General features: G+C 65.6%; 14 protein-coding genes. 5 read left to right on the top strand and 9 right to left on the bottom strand.

The window, feature by feature from the left end; all coding sequences use genetic code 11:
* Positions 1 to 35 precede the first annotated feature (35 nt).
* From CHINAEXTREME_RS16270 to CHINAEXTREME_RS16250, 6 genes are all read right to left on the bottom strand, one after another.
* Entirely contained in the window at positions 36 to 1,598 is a 1,563-nt protein-coding gene (locus CHINAEXTREME_RS16270; protein ID WP_007142878.1) for a globin-coupled sensor protein, read from the bottom strand.
* Between the two features lie 372 nt (positions 1,599 to 1,970).
* A complete protein-coding gene (locus CHINAEXTREME_RS16265; protein WP_007142877.1) occupies positions 1,971 to 3,317 on the bottom strand; it encodes an aminotransferase class III-fold pyridoxal phosphate-dependent enzyme in 1,347 nt (448 codons plus the stop codon).
* A gap of 50 nt (positions 3,318 to 3,367) precedes the next feature.
* On the bottom strand, positions 3,368 to 4,663 hold the full coding sequence (locus CHINAEXTREME_RS16260; protein ID WP_007142876.1) for an MgtC/SapB family protein: 1,296 nt from the start codon (positions 4,661 to 4,663) through the stop codon (positions 3,368 to 3,370).
* Positions 4,664 to 4,884: 221 nt separating this feature from the next.
* A complete protein-coding gene (locus tag CHINAEXTREME_RS16255; protein WP_005576842.1) occupies positions 4,885 to 5,160 on the bottom strand; it encodes a PadR family transcriptional regulator in 276 nt (91 codons plus the stop codon).
* Between the two features lie 461 nt (positions 5,161 to 5,621).
* A complete protein-coding gene (locus CHINAEXTREME_RS21925) occupies positions 5,622 to 5,768 on the bottom strand; it encodes a hypothetical protein (RefSeq protein ID WP_007142875.1) in 147 nt (48 codons plus the stop codon).
* A 132-nt stretch (positions 5,769 to 5,900) separates the two neighbouring features.
* On the bottom strand, positions 5,901 to 6,578 hold the full coding sequence (locus tag CHINAEXTREME_RS16250; RefSeq protein ID WP_007142874.1) for a hypothetical protein: 678 nt from the start codon (positions 6,576 to 6,578) through the stop codon (positions 5,901 to 5,903).
* A gap of 236 nt (positions 6,579 to 6,814) precedes the next feature.
* On the opposite strand from CHINAEXTREME_RS16250, the gene CHINAEXTREME_RS16245 reads away from it, so the two are divergent.
* From CHINAEXTREME_RS16245 to CHINAEXTREME_RS16235, 3 genes are all read left to right on the top strand, one after another.
* Positions 6,815 to 7,576: a DUF7117 family protein gene (locus tag CHINAEXTREME_RS16245; RefSeq protein WP_007142873.1), complete on the top strand. Its 762-nt coding sequence runs from the start codon at positions 6,815 to 6,817 to the stop codon at positions 7,574 to 7,576.
* Positions 7,577 to 7,793: 217 nt separating this feature from the next.
* Positions 7,794 to 9,785 (top strand): OPT family oligopeptide transporter, encoded by a 1,992-nt coding sequence (locus CHINAEXTREME_RS16240; protein WP_007142872.1) that lies wholly within the window; start codon positions 7,794 to 7,796, stop codon positions 9,783 to 9,785.
* A 23-nt stretch (positions 9,786 to 9,808) separates the two neighbouring features.
* Positions 9,809 to 10,159 carry a PqqD family protein gene (locus CHINAEXTREME_RS16235; RefSeq protein ID WP_007142871.1) on the top strand — a complete coding sequence of 117 codons (351 nt, stop codon included), beginning with the start codon at positions 9,809 to 9,811 and terminating at the stop codon, positions 10,157 to 10,159.
* A 4-nt stretch (positions 10,160 to 10,163) separates the two neighbouring features.
* Here the strand turns inward: CHINAEXTREME_RS16235 and CHINAEXTREME_RS16230 are convergent, their stop codons facing one another.
* Both CHINAEXTREME_RS16230 and CHINAEXTREME_RS16225 read right to left on the bottom strand, forming a co-directional pair.
* Complete coding sequence (locus CHINAEXTREME_RS16230; protein WP_029601712.1) at positions 10,164 to 11,069, bottom strand: bifunctional methylenetetrahydrofolate dehydrogenase/methenyltetrahydrofolate cyclohydrolase; 906 nt, start codon at positions 11,067 to 11,069, stop codon at positions 10,164 to 10,166.
* A 177-nt stretch (positions 11,070 to 11,246) separates the two neighbouring features.
* A complete protein-coding gene (locus CHINAEXTREME_RS16225; RefSeq protein ID WP_007142869.1) occupies positions 11,247 to 12,197 on the bottom strand; it encodes a hypothetical protein in 951 nt (316 codons plus the stop codon).
* A gap of 192 nt (positions 12,198 to 12,389) precedes the next feature.
* Here CHINAEXTREME_RS16225 and CHINAEXTREME_RS16220 point away from each other — a divergent pair, with 192 nt between their 5' ends.
* Complete coding sequence (locus CHINAEXTREME_RS16220) at positions 12,390 to 13,091, top strand: hypothetical protein (protein WP_007142868.1); 702 nt, start codon at positions 12,390 to 12,392, stop codon at positions 13,089 to 13,091.
* A gap of 21 nt (positions 13,092 to 13,112) precedes the next feature.
* On the opposite strand, the gene glyA is transcribed toward CHINAEXTREME_RS16220, so the two are convergent.
* Positions 13,113 to 14,360 (bottom strand): serine hydroxymethyltransferase, encoded by a 1,248-nt coding sequence (gene glyA, locus CHINAEXTREME_RS16215; RefSeq protein ID WP_007142867.1) that lies wholly within the window; start codon positions 14,358 to 14,360, stop codon positions 13,113 to 13,115.
* Between the two features lie 185 nt (positions 14,361 to 14,545).
* Here glyA and CHINAEXTREME_RS16210 point away from each other — a divergent pair, with 185 nt between their 5' ends.
* Entirely contained in the window at positions 14,546 to 16,837 is a 2,292-nt protein-coding gene (locus CHINAEXTREME_RS16210) for a hypothetical protein (RefSeq protein WP_029601711.1), read from the top strand.
* Positions 16,838 to 17,220 lie beyond the last annotated feature (383 nt).

The raw sequence follows: 17,220 nt of genomic DNA, 5'->3' as shown, positions 1-17,220 counted from the left end.
CGCGTCGATGGGGACGTGGACCCGGGCCTGCGGCCCTACCGATCCGTCGTGAGTCGGGCGATCGACCGTTCGATCTCCTCGGTTCGTTCGGCCTGTTCGTTGATCGCGTCGGCGACCTCGTCCGTCTCCGCCGCGACCTCCCGGGCGTCGTCGGCGATCCGATCGATCATGCTCGCGACCTCCTCCGTGCTCGCGGCCTGGTCGTCGGTCGCGGCTGCCACCTCCTCGATCCCGGTCGAGGTCTCCCCGACCGCATCGGTGATCCGCTCGAGGCCGTCGACGGTCCGCCGGACTTCCTCGACCGCCCTGGAGACGCGTTCCTCGGCGACGTCGATGCTCTCGGTGGTTTCCTCCGTGTCCTCCTGGATGCGGTCGATCGTGTTCGTGATCATCTCGGCCTGCTCCTGGGACTCCTCGGCCAGCGACTTCACCTCGTTCGCGACGACGGCGAACCCGTCTCCCGAACTCCCCGCGTTGGCCGCCTCGATCGACGCGTTGAGCGCGAGCAGGTTCGTCTGGTCGGCGATGTCGTCGATGACCGAAACCAGGTCGTCGATCTCGTCGACGCTCTCGCGAAGCCGTTCGATGTCGGCCGAAACCTCCGCGGCGGCATCCTCGACGGCCTCGATCTGTTCGATCGCGTCCTGGGCGGCGTCGGCCGCCGTCTCCGAAATCTCCTCGGCCTCCTCGCTGGTCGCGTTGACCTCCTCGGCGCTTGCCGCGATCTCCTCGACGGTCGCCGAGAGATCCGACACTTCCTTCGACACCTCTTCTACCGACTCCACCTGTTCGTCCGTGATCTCCGCGATCTCGGCGGCACTTTCCTCGACGACGCCCGCATCCGACTCGAGGCGTTCGACCGACTCCTCGACGTCCGCCGCGACCCGTTGCTGGCGCTCGATCTCCTCCTCGATCTCGCTGTAGGACCGAATGTAGGTGTCGATGGCGACCTGCTGGTCGAGCAGCATGAGCTTCAGAGCCGAGAGGGTACGATTCCGGATCTCGTCGGTGACCGCCTCGAGTTCGGTCTCGAACGTGTCGCGGTCGATCGAGTCGGAGTCGGAGTCGTAGTCGGAGTCGTAGTCGGAGCCGGCGTCGGCGGCATCGTCACCCCCGAACCGTCGCTCGAGTGCTTCGTCGACTGCCTCGGACACGATTCCGTCGAGAATCTGCTCGTAATACAGCGAGTACGACCCCAGATAGACCTTCGGCTCGAGGTCGATCAGTTCGTGTACCTTGCCGATCCGGGCCCGGGTCTCGAAGTACGACCGGTCGTACGTCCCGTCCCCGAGTTCGCGAAGGTACTGCGCCTGCAGACCTTTGAGTTGGTCGATGGAACGCGAAGAGCGATCGAAGATCGCGTTCGTCTCGGGGTTCGACTGCAGGTGGTCGTAGAACGCGTCGACCGTTTCGTCCTCGATCGCCGCGAAGAGCGGTTTCATCTCCGCGAGTCGCGCCGCGTCCTCCTCGTCGAACTGGGTGATCCGCTTCCTGGCAGCGATCTCCCGCTCGTCGACACCGAGATCCTCAAGCAGTTCGCTGCCGTCGACATTGCGTCGCTGTTCCTCCGTCAGGGTCGTCGTGTTCGCGCGTGCCATGAGTTGAACTGAATCTAGAGATCGACCCGTCCTCCGGCGGTCCGACGGATCCGGGTCGGTCGGAACTCGGGCGGCTTGCGAGTCGTTGCCTCGGTTCCGATCCGGGCTCGGCGACGACTCGCCCCCGTCGACTGGACCACGTTCGTGTTCGTCGATGGGGAAGTCCCCGCACCGGAGCTCATATACTCCCGTGATACGACGGGGCCTAATCACTTTGCTGGCCGACTCGAGTGATTAACTCATCGGCAACTCGTCATCGATTTTCGAACTGACGAAGCGGTGTCGAATCGGCCAGTGTTCGCGGACGGAGAAAGCGGGAAAGAACAGTCCTCGATAGCCGTCGATAGACGATCGCCGGGGCGGTCGGTATCGTTACTGCGAGTCGGCGGCGTCGTCGATCGCCTCGAGCAGCAGGTCGAGCGCGAGATCGATCTCGCGTTCGGTGACGTCGAGCGGCGGCAGCAGTCGCAGCGTCTTGTGACCACAGCCGAGCAGCAGGAGGCCACGCTCGAAGGCGGCTTCGACGACGGCTTCGCGCCGATCCTTGGTGTCGAACTCGACGGCCTGCATCAGTCCGCGGCCGCGGGCGTCGACCAGTTCCGGCCGGTCCTCGACGGCGTCGTCGAGGCGACTACGGAGCTGTTCGCCCCGGGTCCGGGCGTTCTCGAGCAGGTTCTGTTCGTGAATAATGTCGATCGTGAGCGCGCCCTGCATCGAACCGATGACGTCCCCTGCACCCCAGGTCGAGGAGAGTCGCCCCTCTTCTTCGGGGAACACGTCGGAGCGGGAGATGGTCGCGCCCACGCGCAGTCCCTTCGCCGCCGTGATGGCGTCCGGTGTGAGATCGAGGTGGTCGACGCCCCACATCTTCCCGGTACGGCCGAGGCCGGCCTGGATCTCGTCGGCGATCACGTGCAGGCCGTACTCGTGGCGCAGTTGCTCGAGGTCACGCGCGAACTCGGGGTGGGCGGGCCGGTAGCCGCCTTCGCCCTGGATCGGCTCGAGGATGAGGTAGGCGACCTCGTCGGGGTCGATGACGCCCTGTTCGGGGTGGAGCTTGTCCGCGACGACGTTTCCCCCGGGGCCGTCGGTCTGCCAGTTCGACTCGTACTCCGCCTGCGTGGAGGGATAGGGGACGCTGACGATGCCCGGCACTTCGGGGAAGCCCTTCCGGTGGACCGTTTTCGAGCGGTTCAGCGAGAGCGCACCGAGGGTGCGACCGTGGAACGCGCCGTCGGTCGTGAACCCGCGGTGGCCGCCGGAGGCGTAACAGATCTTGATCGCGTTCTCGACGGCTTCGGCACCGGAGTTCGAGAGGAACACCCGGTCCATGTCGTAGTGGTCGGTCGCGTCCACCAGCCGTTCCATCAACTGGCTCGGCCCGGGGAGGTCGGGATCTGACGGAGACCCGCCTGCGCTCACGTAGAAGTCCTGGCCGGCGATCTTGAGCGGGTCGACCAGATCGAACTCCTCGAGTTTCCGCTGGAGGGTCGGGTTGTTGTACCCGAGCGGGGAGGCGGCGACGTGACTCGTGAAATCGAGCAGGACGTTGCCGTCGACGTCGGTACAGAACGGTCCGGTCGCCTCGGCGCTCGCGTCCCAGACGAACTCGTAGACGTACGTACTCGGGGCGGCGAACTCGTGGTGGTAGTTGGCCCACTGTTTCGCTCGTTCGCCTGGCATCTCCTCGACGCTCGGCTCGGCAGTCTCTCTGTCCATATGTGAATATCTACCTTTAGGGGATTAAAATAATTCGAAAGACGTCCCGCCTAGATAACCAAAAGGACCGATGCTGCGGCACCACCGAGTAACAATACCGTACTGTACACCGCCACCTGGTTCCGGAACGAGTGATTCGCCGACGTCGCCGCCAGCATCGCCTTGACGACGATGCTCGAGACCGTCGCCAGAAGGATGCCGATGGTGGCTTCGGCCGACCCCAGTTGCCCGCCGCGGTAGAGGACGACCGCCGACGTGGTCGCGCCGGCGCTCGAGACGAAGCCGCTGGCAACGGCGGTCGCGTAGAAGCCGAGGGTGCCGAACCAGTCCTCGGCGAGCGACCCGAACACCAGCACGACCAGGAAGACCGCGCCGAACGCCAGGGCGTTTTTCATCGAGAACGGGCTCTCGAGTTCCATCGGTCCGGATTCGCTCCAGTCGGCAGTCGTGCCGGCAACTGCGAAAGCGATCAGGATGACCGCCCCCAGCGGGATGGCCGCCTCGACCAGAAGGCCGGTCTCGCTCCCGACGGTGAACCCGACCGCGATCGCCAGGTTCCGCGCTGCCATCGCCGCGTTCGCGAGCAAAATCGCGGCGACCGCGTACGACGAAGCCTCTGGCCGCTGGTTGACGTGATCGAGCATCGTACCGACGACCGCCGTGGACGATGCTAACCCGCCGAAAAATCCCGTAATAGCGATCCCGCGGCCGCCGTAGGTGGAGACGATCGCGTAGTTGACGATGCCGATCCCCGCGACCGCGACGACCATTAGCCAGATCACCTGGGGCTCGAGATCGATCGTGACCGTCCCGATATCGAGGGGGTACTCGGCCGGCAACAACGGGTAGATGACGAACGCGAGGATAGCGAACTCCGTCGTCGCGCGCATCTCTTCCCGGGAGAGCCCGCCCGCGAACTCGTGGAGTTCGCGCTTGAGTACCAAAAGCAGCGACGAGAGCACCGCCACCGTCACGCCCTCGATGATGTATTCGGCCGCGACGAGGGCCCCCACGCCGTAGGCGACCAGCATCGACACCGACGTCGTCAGCGACAGGCTGGTCTCCGGTTCGCCGACGAGCCCCTTGACGGCGAGCAACACGCCCTGGACGATCACGAGCAACCCGCCGAGTATCAGCAGGTTCCCGCCGACGAGCGGCTCCTCGAGGACGAGAATCGTGAAGACGGCTCCCAGCAGGCTGATCAGCGAGAAGGTCCGGATCCCGGCCGATTTCTGGGACCACTCCCGCTCGAGGCCCAGGAACATTCCGAGCGCGCCGGCCAGCGCGATCCGAACGACCGTCTCATCGAGGGGCGCGTCGCCGAGTTGCAGCGCGACCTCGTTCACTCGCGATCATTCATCGTGACCGTACATAAGCGGCCTGCCGAAGTGACGTCCTGGAGAACGGACTCGGACGAACTCGAGTGGAAAGGGAACGGAAGGCGGCGACAGGGCCAATACGAAATCGGATAGGTCGAGACGATCCGGGATGCATCGCTGTGCGGGGGAACCGCCGATTCGGTCCAGCAGCCCCGGTAGTCAGCCGCGGCTCACTGTTCGATCGGTACCTACAGGTCGACGTACTGGGCTTCCCACTCCCGGCGCGCCTCGAGTTCCCGCTGTCCCCGTCGAGTGAGTGTGTAGAAGTTGGTGCGCCGGTCGCGTCGTCCTTTTTCGACGAGCCCCTTGTCGACGAGGGTATCGAGGTTCGGGTAGAGCCGCCCGTGGTGGATCTCTTTCTCGTAGTACTCCTCGAGTTCCTCCTTGATCGCGAGTCCGTGCGGTTCCTCCTCCCCAGCGATCACGTAGAGGAGGTCACGCTGAAATCCTGTCAGGTCGTACATTGGGAAAGTACTACTCGTACTTACTGTCGAATTTTAATAAGGCTATCGGGATCGTTCCACTGGAGGCGTCAAATCACCAACGATGAGGGCCATATCGAGGATATCTGAATGATAATTACCGTGATCGATTCGCCCTCGATCCACACATAACGGCGAGGTCATGTTTAGGGTACGTGACGTACGTTTCCGTATTCTTATACTGGGTCGGGTGAAGAGATGCCGGCACGTCGTTCGGATCACTACGGAGCGCGCAGCCGCGACTGGTCGATCAGTGACACAGAGTAAACAGGAAAGCAGATCGCGTGACGTGAAAAGAGTCACGCGATCGCTTGCCGCCCTGAATTGGTCCCCGCTGACGCTTCGGCCCTCCAAGCGAAGCGTCATCTGAAAGAATCCGCCGATTATACTTAAATGCATCGAAATCAGATCCGGTTTTGATAAGTCACGGATCGATGACCGTCTTAGATGTGTTCCTCTTCGAGCACCCAGCCGATTGCGCGCTTGTAGTAGGTGAACATCTCCTCAACGCCGTCGTGGCGCATCTCGTCGCTCTCGAGGTGTTCCTTGAGGAACTCGTACTGCTCGCGGATTTCTTCTTCGTCGCGCATACTCGTGAGTAACGGCCGAGCATCAAAAAAGTGGACGGGCGGTCGGGCGGACCGGTACGTGCCGGATATCGACTGCGCGGAACAGGGGAATGGAATCCGCTACCGGGAACGGAACCGGAAACCGAGTGCCGATTAGCTGTCGCTTTCGTTGCCGTCTTCCGAATCTTCCGTCTCCTCGCCGTCCATCCCGCCGTCTTCGCCGAGCGTCAGCGTAACCTCCTCGTCGGCGCCCTCGATCGTGACTTCGTCTTCGGCTTCGTCGCCTTCGTGTTCGGCGGTGACGAGGTAATCGCCGTCCTCGAGTTCTTCGAACTCGACCTCGCCGTTTTCGTCGGTTTCGTCCTCGTCCATCGGTTCCTCGTCTTCCATCCCGTCTTCTTCGTCGGTGGTGTCTTCCTCGTCTTCGGTATCGGTGTCGGTTTCGTTGTCCTCGGTGTCCTCGTCCGTTTCGTTCCCGTCGGTTTCGTCTTCCTCCTCCATCTCGTCGTCCATGCCCATCCCGTCTTCCTCGAGCTGGACCGTCGCGCCCTCGACGGGTTCTTCCTCTTCGTCTTCGACGGTGACGGTCAGGGTGTACGTCTCGCTCTCGCCGTCCTCTTCCTCTTCCTCTTCCTCTTCTTCCTCGCCGTCACCCGTTCCGTCCTCTTCTTCTTCGGTACCCGTGTCATCGTCACCGGCGGGTTCCTCTTCGTCGTCACCGGCTGGCTCCTCTTCTTCACCGCCATCGTCCGCACAACCGGCCAAAACGAGCGCACTCGCGGTACCTGCTGCGGCGACGAACTTGCGACGGTTCAGTCTTTGATGGGACATATCCCTGGATAGGACGTTTCTCTTGGTTTCAGTGTGGCCTGCAACTGCCGTACGTTAATCACCCGTTGAACGGAGTACAGCCTCTCGTGACCATCATCGCCGATGAATCGTTCTCTCGCGGGGGTTTGCGCCGATATTCTCCTCTCGAGTCACGGACGAAGGGGTGAGTAGTGGTCCCCCCATCTCCCTTCGGCGACTCCGTGGCCTCTTTCCCGCTGGTTCCCCTAGTATTGCACATGAAGATCCGGGGCGAGCGCGAGTGCAAGGAGTGTGGGACCCGCTGGTCCTACTACGAAACCGGGAGCATCGACTGTCCTGGGTGTGGCAGTCTCCACAGCGTCGGTGTCGACGAACGGACCGAACACACGGACCTGCAGGTAGCCTTCGACCTGACGCCGGTCCGCAACGACGTCGACGACGCGTCGACCAGTGAACTCGCGGAGCGGGCACGGGAGCGCTGCCGCGAGTACGTCCGCCGGCGCGGGTTCGTCAACGGGGGCACCCTCCAGAGCCTCGACGATACCTATCTGGCAGCGATGGAACTGCTCCACGTCGCCGACGTGGTCGCCCGCGTGATCGACCCGGAGCGCGACGACCGCGAGGAACTGTACTTCCTCTCACTGCTCCGGGATGCCGACACCGGCGACCGGCCCCCCGCGACGGACGTCCCCGTATCGTTAGCGTCCGCCCGCGGACTCGCGTACGCCAACGCCGTCCGGGAGTACCGCCGTGACCTTCGCACCTGGATCGAGGAACGCGACCGGGAACTGACGACCGCGGAACGGGCCGCACTCGAGACGCTCGGCGAACACGTCAAACGCCTGCGGATGCTCGACGGCGACGTCGACCCAGAGATCGCGGAACGGCTCGTCGAAGCGACCCGCGACCTGGCGAACGGCCTGCGGGGCGACGAAATCGCGTTCACACGGGCCCAGGACGGCCTCGAGAACCTCGAGTTCGACGGCGGGAAAGCGAACGGCCGGTTCGGCGGGGACTGAAGCGGCTGCCGGCAGTATCGACCGGTCACGGGCCGGTCTTGCGGGACGGTAGGGGAATTGACACTCCGGTCGCAGATCTTGCCGCTCTTATACCATCGGTCGAGAAGGTCCGAACGATTGGACCGTCCTCCATCGGTCGACTGCGACGGCCCGAAGATTCGTTTCGTCGCGGACCGGCCGAAGCGAGCCATCGATCGCGGGCGTCCACCACAGAACCATGGCACACGGACCACCGGAAGAGCACCAGCAGGCGAACGACAGTCGCACAGTTCGCGAACGATCGGCGGAAGAGGGACCATCCCCGTACGTGCCCGCAGGGAAGCGCGTCGCCGAGTTGACGATCAAGGCAGTCGTCATCGGTCTCGCGCTCAACGTGGTGATGTTGACCGCGAACATGTACCTCGGGATGCGCTCGGGGATGACGATCAGCGCGTCCATTCCCGCGGCAGTCATCAGTATGGGGCTGTTCTACGGCCTCCGCCGGATCGGCGTCGGCGGAACCATCCTCGAGAACAACATCGTCCAGACGATGACGTCGGCCGGCGAGGCGCTGGCAGCGGGGGTCATCTTCACGATCGCCGGCGTTACCTTCCTCGACCAGCCGATCGACGTCGTCAACACTGCCGTCGTCGCGGCGCTCGGCGGCCTGCTCGGGATCCTCTTTATGATCCCCATGCGTCGCTATCTCATCGTCAAGCGCCACGAGGAACTCCCCTACCCGGAGGGGACGGCCTGTGCGGACGTCCTCGAGGCGGGGTCCCGCGGTGACGAGGGCGTGAAACTCATCTCCGTTGGCTTTCTCGTGAGTTTCGTCTACATGTGGCTGGCCAACGGGATGGCCGCCTTCCGGACGACGCTCGAGACGGCGTTTACGGCCGGCGAAACGGAAGGGTTCGCCATCGGCGGCGACTTCACCCCCGCGCTCGTCGGCGTCGGCTACATCATCGGGCCACGAATCGCGGGCTACGTATTCGGCGGCGGCCTGATCGCCTGGATGATGCTAATCCCGCTGTTGATCACCGGCGGGTTCGTCCCCGAATCGGCCGCCGACGCGGCGCTGATGGCACAGGCGAACGCGGTCTGGGACGCCTACATCCGCTACGTCGGCGCGGGCGCGATGATCGTCGGCGGCTTCTACGCGATCGTCTCGATGCGCGGGACGATCGTCGACGCCCTGGGAACCGCCGTGGCGGAGATCCGCGGCTCCGGATCGGCCGCGAAGGGCGAGCGCAAGCGTACCCAGCGGGACCTTCCGATGAAGATCGTCGTGATCGGTGCGGTTCTGATCGCGCTCGCGCTCGTCGCGGTCCCCCAGGTACAGGTCGGCCTCCTCGGCGGCTTCATCGCCGTGATCGCCGCGTTCCTCTTCGTCGCCGTCTCGGCGTACCTCGTCGGGGTCGTCGGCAGTTCCTCGAACCCCGTCTCCGGGATGGCCGTAGCGACGATTCTGATCGCCGCGCTGGCGCTGCGCTCGGCCGGCGTCACAGACCCCGTCGTGGTGCTGATGACGGCCTCGGTCGTGGCCATCGCCGCGGCGGTCGCCGGCGACACCTCCCAGGACCTCAAGACCGGCTACCTGCTCGGTGCGACCCCCCGGAACCAGCAGATCGCACAGGTGATCGGGATCGCCCTCTCGGCGCTGTTCGCCGGCTGGGTCCTCTACTTCTTCCACCAGGCCTACGGCATCGGCAGCGACACCATCCCCGCGCCCCAGGCCGGAATGATGGCGCTGATCTCTGAGGGCGTCCTCACCGGCACGGCCCAGTGGGGAATGATCCTCATCGGCGCCGTCTTCGCGTTCGTCCTGATCCTCATGGACGTCCCCGTCCTGCCCTTTGCCGTCGGGATCTACCTCCCGATCACGCTCGCGACGCCGATCTTCCTCGGGGGCCTGCTCCGTGCGGGGATCGACCGCTACGTCGCCCGCCGCGACGACAAAGACGGCACGCTCGCCGAGCACGCGACCTCGAGAGGCCGGATCGTCGCCGCCGGCCTGATCACCGGCGAGGCGATCATGGGAATCGTTATCGGCACGTTCTACATCGCCGGGATCGGCAACAGCGACGGCGCACCGTTCCCGCTCGGCCTCGACGCGGGGACCCAGACGATCCTCGGCGTCGTCGCCCTCGTCGCGCTGGTGGGCCTGTTCACGGCCAGCGTGCTTCGGAACGCGCCCGACACGGCGGCCGGCAACGCGACCGATCGGTGAGAACCGTCCACGCTATCACTCTCATGAGCACCCACGCGCCGGACGCGATCCCCCGACGAACCGCCGACGACTGGGTGGAGCGTGTCGTCGACGGCGAGCGTCGCGTCACCGTCCACTGGACGAAGACGCCGCGCAACCGGGTCGACGCGTTTCTGTTCGATCTGTTCGGGACCGATCTGGACCGCGAACTCGCGCTGGACCCGGTCGGGACGACCGTCTGGCGCCACTGTGACGGCGACCACACCGTCGCGGAAATCGCGTCGATCGTCGCCGAAACTCACGACGCCGACCGCGTCGAACCGGTCGACGAGACGCTCGCGCACTTCCTCCTGCAACTCGAGGAGCGGGGGCTGATCGAGTTCGAGGACGGGTGATGGGTCAGGGCAACTCGACGTCGACGCCTTCCTGTAGACTCGCGGCCTTGACCGTGTTGTAGAGCAACATCGCGCGGGTCATCGGGCCGACGCCGCCGGGCACGGGGGTGATGGCGCTTGCCTTCTCCGCGGCGCTCTCGAACTCGACGTCGCCGACGAGTTCGTATCCCTTCTCCGTGTCCGCATCGACGCGGTTGACGCCGACGTCGATCACGACCGCTCCCTCGCCGATCATCGAGCCGTCGACGAGTTCGGGCGCGCCCGCCGCCGCGACGACCACGTCCGCGCTCCGGGTCTTCTCGGCGAGGTCTTCGGTCCGCGAGTGGCAGACCGTCACCGTCGCGTTCCCGTCGTCGGCCTTCTGGATTAGTAGGTTCGCGAGCGGCTTGCCGACGATGTCAGAGCGGCCGACGATCGTCACGTCCGCTCCCTCGGTCTCGACGCCGGCGGCCTCGAGCAATTTCTGGACGCCGTGGGGGGTACAGGGTCGGAAACGGGCGTCGCCGGCCACGAGGCGGCCGACGTTCTCGGGGTGGAAGCCGTCGACGTCCTTCGCGGGGTCGACGCGGCGGATGACCTCGCGGTAGTCGACGTGGTCCGGGACCGGGGCCTGGACGATGTAGCCGTGGACGTCGTCGTCCTCGTTGAGCGCGGCGATCTCGTCGTACAGCCGTTCGGGCGGCGCGTCGCCGTCGACGTCGACGTGGTAGCTCTCGATGCCGACCTCCTCACAGTCCCGCTGTTTCATGTTCACGTAGGTCTCGCTGGCGGGGTCGTCACCCATCAGGACCGTCGCCAGCCCCGGCCGCGCGCCGGCGTCGGCTAACGTCTCGATGGCGTCGGTCAGATCGTCGCGGATCTCGCTCGCGACGGCGTTGCCGTCGATGATCTCGGCGTCGATGTCCGTCATACGCGAGACGGCGGTCGCGAGGGTAATCAACCCTCGGGTTCGTGCCCAATACGCGGTGACGAATCGCATCTAATACCCATATTCGTGTACAACAAGTCGGCTGCGAAGGGCCGTTCGCCCCATCCTCGCCCACACCGGTCCTCCACCACACGCCCTATCGGACGGTCGGGCACGTCGTCACCGGCCCGTTCCCGGCTCGGAGACCTCCCACTCCGCCGTGTCGCGTTCGCTCGTCACCACGACGTCGTACTCGTACTCCCCCTCGAGGTCGTCGTCCCCCTCGTCGGCGGCCTCGAGCAGCCGATCGGCCTGTCGCTTGTGGGCCTCCCGGGCCGTCGCGAGCGCGTCCGGATCGACGTCGACGTCGACGTCGGCCGCCTCGAGTTCGGGGGCCAGCCGCTCCACCCAGGCGTCGTCCTCGAGCAAACAGATCGCGCGGTCGTCGACCGTCACCGGAACCGTACCTGCGACGTGGTTCCCTGCGTCGACGAGGTTGTGAGTCCGGATGGCCTCTAGAACACCGACCACGTCGGACTCGGGAACGTCGTTCGGCGCGTCCGCGAGCACGCCGTCGAGCACGACGGGATCGATCGGCGCGTCCATCGTCTCGGGTCGCGGCGTCGGATCGGCGTCGCGTTCGTGGTCGATCGTCCCTTCGGCGACGGGGTCACTCTCGCCGGCGCTTTCGGGCAGCGGCTCCTCGCGGTAGGGCTCGCCGTCGCCGAACCGGACGGGAACGAAGCCGACCGTTCCGCCGGCGGTGATCGGGTCGAACAGCAGCGGCCGGTCGGGATCGTACGCCTCGAGGTCGAGCCCCAGCCCTTCGGGCGGAGCCGCCCGCACGATCGGATCGGGGACGGGAACGACGAGCGCGTCGTCGTCCTCGAGGACCCGTCGCGGGTACGGCGCGTCGCCCGTCTCCGCGTCCGCGATGGCGCTGCAGACGAGCATGGGCAGGTCCCCATGCTCGTCGACGCCCCAGTCGACGTCGTCGCCGGCCGACGCGTCCATGAAGTCGGCGACCGGTCCGAGTTCGAGCGCCAGTTCCGAGGCCGCCGTCTCATCGGTCTCCCGGAGCGCGAGCAGCCGATCATCGTCGAGGATCGTTCCGGTCGGTCGGGTGGACATACCGCCGGTAGGAGCACCCGGAGGAAAAGCCGCGTGCCGGCAATTGGCAGGGCCGGCGAATCGGATACGGGTGACCCGAGGCGAGGGGCGGGACTCGAGCCGAGGTGACAGCCGCCGATTCCCCGTGAATCCACGTCAGTCGGTACCGCGTTTCATGATGGATTTATTATAATTGGGTGTGTGTCACACAGTATGGCGGATACAGATCCGTTCGGTCGCGCGATCCGCGACCACTACCTCGGCGAACGCTCCGCGCCACTGATCGACCGCGACGGCGACGACACGCGCGAGCACGGGATCGAGGAGTGGTACTTCGGCGATCACGAGGAGGGAGCCTGGCGGGACGAGTGGCTGGACGGTCCGCTGCTCGATATGGGCGCCGGCGCTGGACGGGACGCGCTGTACTATCAGGAGCGATTCGAGACCGTCGCCATCGAGGTCAGCGAGCACCTCGTGGAGACGATGCGGGCTCGTGGCGTCGAGGACGCCCGCTGTGTGAACATGTTCGCGCTCCGCGACCACTTCCCGCGCGATCGGTTCCGATCCGCTCATGCGATCGGGACGCAGATCGGGTTGGCCGGCTCGATGGCGGGCGTCCGGGAGTTCCTCGCGGACCTCGCGTACGTGACGACCCCGGAGGCCACCGCCGTCCTCGACAACTACGCGCCGGAACTCGAGGCGACGAGCGACGTCTTCGCCTACCGGGAGGACCCCGCCCCGGGCCTCGCGTACCGGGTCTACCACGAGGAGTACGAGGGGGAGGTCGACTCGACGCTCGTCTTTCGGGTCTTCAGCGTCGACCGGCTACGGGAAGCGACGATCGGGACGCCGTGGGAGGTCGCCGCGACCGATTACGGGGACGTGCAGTGGCGTGCGGTCCTCGAGAAGCGCTGAAATAACGGCGAGCGTCGGCGCTTACTCGTAGAGCGGGTTCTCCTCGCAGAGTCGGTCGACCTCCTCGCGGACCTCGGCGAGAACGGTCTCGTCCTCGGGGGCGTCGATTACGCGAGTGATCAGGTCGCCGACCTCGCGACAGTCCGCCTCGTCGAAGCCGCGCGTGGTCAGCGCAGGCGTGCCCGCGCGGATCCCCGAGGGGTCGAACGCAGACCGGGTCTCGCCGGGGACGGTGTTGGCGTTGAGGACGATTCCGGCCTCCTCGAGCGCCTCCTCGGCGTCGCCGCCGGAGGTGTCGGGATGGCTCTCGCGCAGATCCACGAGCACGAGGTGGTTGTCGGTGCCGTCCGAGACCAGCGAGAACCCGTTCTCGGACAGCGACTCGCCAAGCGCCTTCGCGTTGGCGACGACCTGTTCCGCGTACTCCTCGAACTCGGGCTCGAGGGCTTCCTTGAAGCCGACGGCCTTGCCGGCGACGTTGTGCATGAGCGGGCCGCCCTGGCCGCCGGGGAAGACGGCGGAGTCGACGTCGTCCGCGTACTCCTCGTCGCACATCACGATGCCGCCCCGGCCCGAGCGGATGGTCTTGTGGGTCGAACCGGTGACGAAGTCCGCAATGCCGACCGGCGAGTCGTGGACGCCGGCGGCGACCAGGCCCGTGATGTGGGCGATGTCCGCGAGGTGGTAGGCGTCGACGTCGTCGGCGACCGCCTGGATGCGCTCCCAGTCGATCTCGCGCGGGTACGCGGAGTACCCCGAGACGACGATGTCCGGCTCGAACTCCTCGGCGAGGTCGGAAAGCCCCTCGTAGTCGATGTAGCCCGTCTCGGGATCGACCTCGTACTGCTCGACCTCGTAGAGCTGCCCGGTGAAGTTGGCGGGGTGGCCGTGGCTGAGGTGGCCCCCGTGGGTCAGGTCCAGCGAGAGGATCCTGTCGCCGGGCTCGAGCATCGCGAAGTAGACTGCCTGGTTGGCCTGGGTTCCCGAGTGGGGCTGGACGTTGACGTGCTCGGCGCCGAACAGTTCGGTCGCCCGTTCGATCGCGAGCTCCTCGACCTCGTCGGCGTACTCGCAGCCGCCGTAGTACCGCGAGCCGGGATACCCCTCCGCGTATTTGTTCGTCAGGGCGCTCCCCTGGGCGTCGAGAACCGCGGGGCTGACGTGGTTCTCGCTCGCGATCATCTGCAACGTCGACCGCTGACGGTCTACCTCGTTCTCGAGCGCATCGGCAACGGCAGGATCGACCTCCCGGACGTGCTCGTGGTCCATGTGCGATAGGGTGACTGGCAATCGTATAAGTGTACCTTTCCCGAGCGCTCCCGTCCGTCTCCGGCGTCTGCCGCGGACGCAACGGCTCGACGTCGCCGATCGAATCTCCTGAACCAGTAGATATAATTATCAGTACCGGCCCATCCAGTACAACTAACTAATCGCGGCAACATTCCGCTGCTCGAATGATAGAGTGGGAGTTGGACGACCGGGCGCTCCGCGTGACCGACGCGGATAACGCCGAGTTGTCCGTTCAGGCCGAGGATCTCGCCGTCGACGGCGACGGTCCCGGCCTCCCGCGGCCGGTCGACGATACGATCGTCGCGCGCACCTCTCGTCTCTCCTTTCCCCACGCCGTCGTCTACGCGTTCTCGCTCGGATCCGACGGGGTGGGCGTCGACAACGCCAGCAGGAGCAGTCCCGAATCGGCCGCCGGCGAACGCCGCTACGAACTCGATCCCGGTGGAGACCCGCTTCGGTTACCTCCCGGCGAGTACGTCGTCGACGTCGACACGGAGATCAAGACCTATCTCCGGTTCTCCGGCCGGGCCACCATCGAGAAGACCCCGGACTTCGAATCGGTCGTCGTCTCCTTTCCCCGCCGCACCCGCGTCGTCCTCGGGTTCCGGAGCCGTCACGAACGCCCCGCCGGAACGATCACCGTCCCCGACGACCCGACGCAGGTCGCGGACGCTGTCTCCCACCTCGCCGCCTCCCACAAGACCACCGGCCCCGAACGCTCCTACCCGACCCTTCGGGGCCACCCGCCGTTGCTCGAGGCCGGCGACGAACTCGCGGTTCCGGACTGCATCGCCGCCGATACACCCGAAACCGGGATCGAACTCGTCGTGCCGCCGATCTACGAGGCCCTGTACGTCACCGCACCGCTCGCCTACTACCTGCAGGCGACCGTTCGCACGGACCCAGCCCTGGGCGGCACCGGCGACGGAGTGGGCGGCACTCGCCGCGGGCAACGCCGCGCCGAGGGACCACGTCTCAGGCTCCTCGACCACGGGATCGAACGGGAGCTATCACCGATGCCGGCGCTCGAGCGCGACGTCGAGCGCCTGCTCCGGAAGACGTTCTTCCTCGACTGTCTGGTCCGCAACGCCGGCCCGTACGGGACGACGCTCGCGGAGAGCAGCGTTCTCGAGGCGCTCGAACTGGACGCGGACGCGCTGTACGAGGCCGACCCCCAGCGACGGCTCGCGGCCTACCTCGAGGTCCCCTTCACGGCGATCGAGCATCGCCTGCCGGAGTGGCACCTCTCGACGTACGTCGCGCCGGAGTTCGGCCGCCTCGAGACGTTGCCGTTCCTGCTCGACCGAATGAGCTTGATCTATCGGCCCCGAACGTCGACGCTCGAAGGCCAGGAGTTGATCGAACGGTCGCTCGAGGACTTTTACCGCGGTCCGAAGCCACAGGGTCCGGCACAGTCGACGGAATCGACGACAGCCGACCGCGCCAGCACCGGCGAGGTCGCGTCCGTCGACGTCGTCAAACCCGAACTCCGGCACGGTCGCGTTCACGGCTGGCTCGCCGAGGGGGTCCCCATCGACGTCTTCAAATCCGCGCCGGGAGCCTACCAGAACCGCCTCGACTACCTCGAGCGGGCGAGCGACGGGACCTCGATCCGGATCGTGCTCAACGACCCCGAGATGGCGGGCGAAGGGGACGCCGTCGCCGAGATCTACCGTCGCCGGTCGGACGAACTGTCGATCGACGTCGCCGTCGAGGAATCGCTCACGACCGCCGAACTGGCACGGACGTTCGAAACGAACCACGACTTCGTCCACTACATCGGCCACTGCGAAACCGACGGGTTCCGGTGTCCGGACGGCAACCTCGCAGTCTCGAGCCTCGAGCGGTGTAACACCGAGACGTTCTTCCTCAACGCCTGTGGTTCCTACTACGAGGGTCGAGCCCTGATCGAGAAGGGAAGCGTCGCCGGCGCGGTGACGTTCTCGCGAGTACTCAACGACCACGCCGTCCGGGTCGGGTCGACGTTCGCGAAACTGCTCGTCCACGGGTTCAGCATCGAGCGTGCGATGCGACTCGCACGTCGTCGCATCATGATGGGGAAAGATTACGCGGTCGTCGGCGACGGTACCCACTCGCTCACGCAGGCGGACCACCGGCTCCCGACGACGGTGACGATCGAGTCGCTCGACGGAGAGGACGAGGTCGGCGACGGGGGACGGCGGAGCGGAAACGGGGCGGCGAACCCCAACGCTCTCGAGGGAAGCGATCGGTACTTCGTCACGCTCGACTGTTACGCGACGGGCGAAACCGGCGGCTACTACCATCCCCACACCGGGGTCGACGAGTACGCCTACCTCTGCGGGAACGAGGCCGCAGTGATACTCTCGGGGACGGAACTGGCGATGCTGCTCAAAGAGACGGAGGCGTCGGTGATCTACGACGGCGATCTCTACTGGTCCGGGGAACTGTGGCCGCGGTTCGAGAGTGGCCAGTGAGATCACTGCCGATCCCCTGGGCTCAGCTTCGGAAGGCACTGTCCGTGCTCGTCGTCGCTTCGTCCGGGCCCGGATCGGAATCAGTGGCGGGACGGAGTGGGATCAGAAGCAGGATTAGGATCGGGATCCGCCGTCCGTGCTAGATCAGGGTCCGCCGTACGTGCTAATACCCTTCGCGTGAACTGTTTCCGACTTCGTTCGTTCGGACTGTTCGCTACCGTGTCCGTTCGCGACCCACCACGGTCGCTGTCCTCGATCACCCATGCGGTTCGGTAATCACAGATGAAGGTTATATATTTACTGTAAGTTAAAAAACATGACATCCGCAGCGAGGATTTCCGAATCGACCTTTCGAATAACCGAGAGACGGGTCCGTACCACCG

The organism is Halobiforma lacisalsi AJ5, from assembly GCF_000226975.2.
Lineage (GTDB): Archaea > Halobacteriota > Halobacteria > Halobacteriales > Natrialbaceae > Natronobacterium > Natronobacterium lacisalsi.
Note: the sequence above shows the minus strand (reverse complement) of the source record. Positions and strands in the feature narration are given on the sequence as shown.